Here is a 4,608-nt window from a genome sequence, read left to right as displayed (position 1 = left end):
GAAGGAACGAAAACTTCTAATCAAATAAAAACAATGATAACAATGCATTACCAAACCCTATTAAGAAGGTAAGTCAAGAAAAGCGGCCTGCTGGTAATAATATCAACAGGCCGTTTATAAATCTATAATGCTTTATCTATTACTCATTACAATTAATAGGCTAACTCACCAATTGTGATCAATTGATTAGTAATAACGTAATAAGCAACGCCCCACAAAACAGCTGCGATGGCACTCGTGATAAGGGCCTTACGCAGAAGCATCGGATTTTTCGGGGCTGAGGGTTCATGACCAACTTCAGGATTTTCTTCGGCTCGAACACCAAAGGGAAGCGCCATAAAAAATATCAACCACCAAATAATAACGTAAACAAGAATACCCGTAACCCAGTTCATCTTTAATTCTCTCTCAACCTAAGCCTGTTCCAGCTCAACAAGGGTTCCACAAAAATCTTTTGGATGCAGGAAAAGGACTGGTTTGTTATGCGCCCCTATTTTAGGTTCGCCGTCCCCAAGCACCCTAGCGCCTTCTGCTTTAAGCTTATCCCTCGCCGCAATAATATCATCAACCTCGTAACAGATATGATGAATACCACCAGCAGGGTTCTTTTCCAGAAAATTGCCGATTGGCGAATTCTCACCCAAGGGATAAAGAAATTCTATTTTGGTATTGGGAAGATTGACAAAGACGACTGTTACACCATGATCAGGCTGATCAACCGCTTCGGTCACTTCCGCCCCCAACACATCACGATACTGGGCAACCGCTGCATTCAAATCGGGAACAGCAATCGCAACATGATTTAAACGACCAATCATTGTTAAACCTCTTTTAATCCAGATAAGAAGCCAAACGGATAATATGTACATCCGTTACAGGCTTCTTGTCATAAATTTTGCTAAAATGACGACGCACAGCGCGAATAGCAACTTCGCGAATAATACTGTCATTTTTCATTTCAGATTTTTTCAGTGTGCCAAAGATATCTTTCAGATAATTGATTGCGTCTTCAAAGTCCTCAAACTCTTCATCAAGATCAAGAATTCCCTGAACGGTCAATTGAGGCGTATCAGCCAGCATGTTTGCTTCATTGATAACCAGAGAAACAACCGCCGATCCGTTATACATCATTTTCTGACGCGCTTTGATAATCGGGCTATCAATTGGAATAAGGCGACGATCTTCTATTGCGAGAAGCCCGGAATCTATTTCTTTAATCTTTTCTGCCTTACCTGGTGCCAGACGGATAAGATGACCATTCTTTGCCACGATCTGGGTTTTCACACCACATTCAGCAGCTAGTTTTGCATGGGCACGTAGATGCCGCGCTTCACCATGAACAGGCACAGAGACTTTGGGTTGCACCCACTCATAAAGCTTGCGAACTTCTTCTTTCCCCGGATGTCCGGATACATGAACATGTTCGTCCCGATCAGTAATCACACGCACACCCAGCTCAGACAGGTTATTTTGCAGCCTGAAAATTGATGTCTCATTTCCTGGAATGATTCTGGACGAGAAGATAATCGTATCGTCCTCTTCCAGATATACATGCTTGAACCCGTCCTTTGACAAGCGTGACAAGGCAGACCGTGGTTCCCCCTGGCTCCCAGTACAAAGAACAAGAACTTCGCCCTTGGGCATATAGGAAAATTCATCCTCGGAAAGTAAAGGAGCGACTGTTTTGAGATAGCCATTCTCACGAGCCGCCGCATATATTCTGTGCATTGAACGTCCAAGAAGAACAACCCGACGTCCGCAAATCTCTGCCGCTTTCATAACGGATTCAACTCTTGCCACGTTACTTGCAAAACACGTCACCGCAACACGGCCTGTGCATTTTGCGATTACATCAATAAGCCCATTACGAACAGATGCTTCAGACCCGGATTCACTGGTAGACATCACATTGGTTGAATCACTGATCATTGCCAGAATATCTTCATCGGCCAAAGCCTGAAGACGCTTCTTGTCATAATGCGGGCCAACCAAAGGTTCAGGATCAAATTTCCAGTCCCCAGAATGAAAAACCGTGCCACATGCAGTTCTGATCAACAAAGAAGCTGGTTCCGGAATAGAGTGGGTCATAGAAATCAACTCGATTTCAAATGGACCCGCCGTAAAAGTACCCGCAACAGGAATAACCGTAATTTCGGCTTCATCTTCAATCCCGGCCTCAACCAATTTGGAATAGACCATCGATTTGGTGAAAGGTGTACAATAAATCGGGCACCGCAATTCAGACCACAAATGTGGAACAGCACCGATGTGATCTTCGTGCGCATGGGTCAGAACCAATCCGACGAGGTTCTCTCTCTGCTCTTCAATAAAGGTCGGGTCCGGCATGATAACATCAATACCCGGATACCTTGCCCCATCAGCAAAAGAAATCCCCAAATCCACCATCAGCCACTTACCATTATGGCCATAGAGGTTCAGGTTCATCCCAATTTCGCCTGTACCACCAAGAGGCAGGAACAAGAGCTCGTCTTTCTTAGCGACAACCGCTTTACGCATTTCTTACCTAACTTAAGTCTTTTGACTATTTAATTCATAGATGGCAATCAAGCCACGAAGAGTTACATCTTTATCAATATGATCAATGACATCTGTCGCCGTATCAAACAACTGCGCCAAGCCACCGGTCGCAACAACCTTTAGCGGGGTACCGTATTCATCGCGGATGCGTTGTACCATGCCTTCGACCATAGATATATAGCCCCAGAAGATGCCTGATTCCATAGCAGGGATGGTTGCTTTACCAATCACCTGTGAAGGCGCCTTGATATCGATCCGGGGGAGCTTTGCTGACGCCATATACAGCGCTTCAATAGACAGGTTAACACCCGGCGCGATGACGCCCCCCTCATAGGCACCGTCGGCACCAACAATGTCAAAGGTCGTTGCCGTTCCAAAATCGATCAGAACAAGATTACCACCATAACGTTGGTACCCGGCCACAGCATTCACAAGGCGGTCAGCGCCCGCTTGTTCGGGGTGATCGATATTTACTTTCAACCCCAAATCAATTTTACCTAACTCAACCATTAGCGGCGTACAGGAAAAATAGCTCTGGCATAATGTTTTGAGGTTATAGTTTGACGCAGGAACAACATTGGCAAGGATCGCACCCGTGATGTCTTTTGGCTCCAGTCCTTTTAAAGCCATAAGCTGCGTTAACCAGACGGCATATTCATCAGCCGTTTTTTTACTGTCACTGGTCGCGCGCCAATAGCCTTTTTGGTCATGCCCGTCATAAATGGCAAAAACCACATTTGTATTACCTGAATCAATAACAAGCAGCATTATCTGTCTCGGTGTCTATCTCGGTTTCAAGAAGCAAAGAAGACGTCCCCTGCGGTAACCAGCCGCTGTTTGCCATTTTCCAGATCTAAATCCAGTGCACCATCTTTGTCGATGGTGACAAATCGGCCGGAAAGTGTTTCGCCGGGAAGCCTGACGTAAATTTTTTCACCTAAACCATGTGCCTGATCCAGCCAAGCTGACCGCACACTATCGAAGCCCTCTTTCTTCCATAGTTTGTATCTGGCGTCAAAACTATTGATAAAGCTTTCCAACAATTTATCGGCTCCGATATCATCTGACAGCCCCTGTTCACGCAAACTGGTCGCAGGATAACGAGCATCATCCGGATAGTGAACAAGGTTAACCCCTACCCCCATAATCAAATAATCAAGGTTACCAGAACGGTCCGCTTTACTCTCAAGCAGGACACCGGACACTTTTTTCCCAGAAAGCAAAACATCATTAGGCCACTTCAAGCCAGACACAAGCTTTCGATCCAGTTGACGTATGGCATCGGACAGGGCCAAAGATGCAACAAAGCTTAGGTTAGCGGCTTCAGCAATAGATTTCTCAGGGCGTAAAAGTGTCGAAAAATATAGATTTCCGACAGGACTAACCCATGTTCGCCCTTGTCTTCCCCGTCCCGCAGATTGACGAAGGGCCCAGACGATTGTTCCGTCTTGGGCCCCCTGTTCAGCAAGAAGACGAACCTCATCATTTGTACTACCTACTTCTTCTTTGCAGATCACTGCAAAAGAAGATGGAATGACAAGGGATGAGGTTCCCTCTTTCATATCTTTACCCGGCAAAGAGAGCCGAAGCAGCAACCGCTGCACCATCCATAATTGGTGATGAGAACAGAATGAAGAACACGACAAAAGCAGTTGTTATTGTCAATACCAATGTCATTTCAGCACCAATAGGTTTGTCGAAAGATCCACTTGGCTCATCAAAGTACATAACTTTAATAATGCGGAGGTAATAAAACGCTCCGATTACAGAAGTCAAAATACCAATCACAGCCAATGTGGTCAGACCCGCATCAACAGCAGCAGCAAAAACCACGTACTTGGCAAAGAAACCAGCGAGAGGAGGAATACCAGCCATTGAGAACATGAAAATTGTTAAGGCCAGTGCCATCGCCGGGCTTGTTTTACTCAAGCCTTTGAGATCATCAATATCTTCAACCATGGTGCCTTTCTGGCGCATGCTAAGAATACACGCAAAGGTTCCCATGTTCATGAAGATGTAAATCGTCATGTAAATGACAAGACCTTCAACACCCGCCTGCGTTCCAGCAGC

The 4,608-nt window shown here is 45.5% G+C and carries 6 protein-coding genes; all 6 read right to left on the bottom strand.

Annotated elements, in window-relative coordinates:
• Window positions 1–152: 152 nt before the first annotated feature.
• Window positions 153–395, bottom strand: coding sequence for a DUF1467 family protein (locus Q0241_RS17415; RefSeq protein WP_299379963.1), 243 nt, complete (start codon window positions 393–395; stop codon window positions 153–155).
• Window positions 396–413: 18 nt separating this feature from the next.
• A complete protein-coding gene (gene mce / locus Q0241_RS17410) occupies window positions 414–818 on the bottom strand; it encodes a methylmalonyl-CoA epimerase (RefSeq protein ID WP_299379960.1) in 405 nt (134 codons plus the stop codon).
• 13 nt (window positions 819–831) lie between these two features.
• Window positions 832–2,517, bottom strand: a complete 1,686-nt coding sequence (locus tag Q0241_RS17405) for a ribonuclease J (protein WP_299379957.1) — start codon at window positions 2,515–2,517, stop codon at window positions 832–834.
• 12 nt (window positions 2,518–2,529) lie between these two features.
• Window positions 2,530–3,306, bottom strand: coding sequence for a type III pantothenate kinase (locus tag Q0241_RS17400; RefSeq protein ID WP_299379954.1), 777 nt, complete (start codon window positions 3,304–3,306; stop codon window positions 2,530–2,532).
• Between the two features lie 26 nt (window positions 3,307–3,332).
• Window positions 3,333–4,100 (bottom strand): biotin--[acetyl-CoA-carboxylase] ligase, encoded by a 768-nt coding sequence (locus Q0241_RS17395; protein WP_299379951.1) that lies wholly within the window; start codon window positions 4,098–4,100, stop codon window positions 3,333–3,335.
• A 4-nt stretch (window positions 4,101–4,104) separates the two neighbouring features.
• Window positions 4,105–4,608 (bottom strand): proton-conducting transporter membrane subunit (locus Q0241_RS17390; RefSeq protein WP_299379948.1); only part of this gene is annotated, 504 nt, incomplete at its 5' end.

This window comes from uncultured Kiloniella sp., from assembly GCF_937128705.1.
In the GTDB taxonomy this organism is placed as follows: Bacteria; Pseudomonadota; Alphaproteobacteria; order Kiloniellales; family Kiloniellaceae; genus Kiloniella.
The sequence above is the reverse complement of the archived record's forward strand: the minus strand, read 5'-3'. Positions and strand labels throughout refer to the sequence as shown.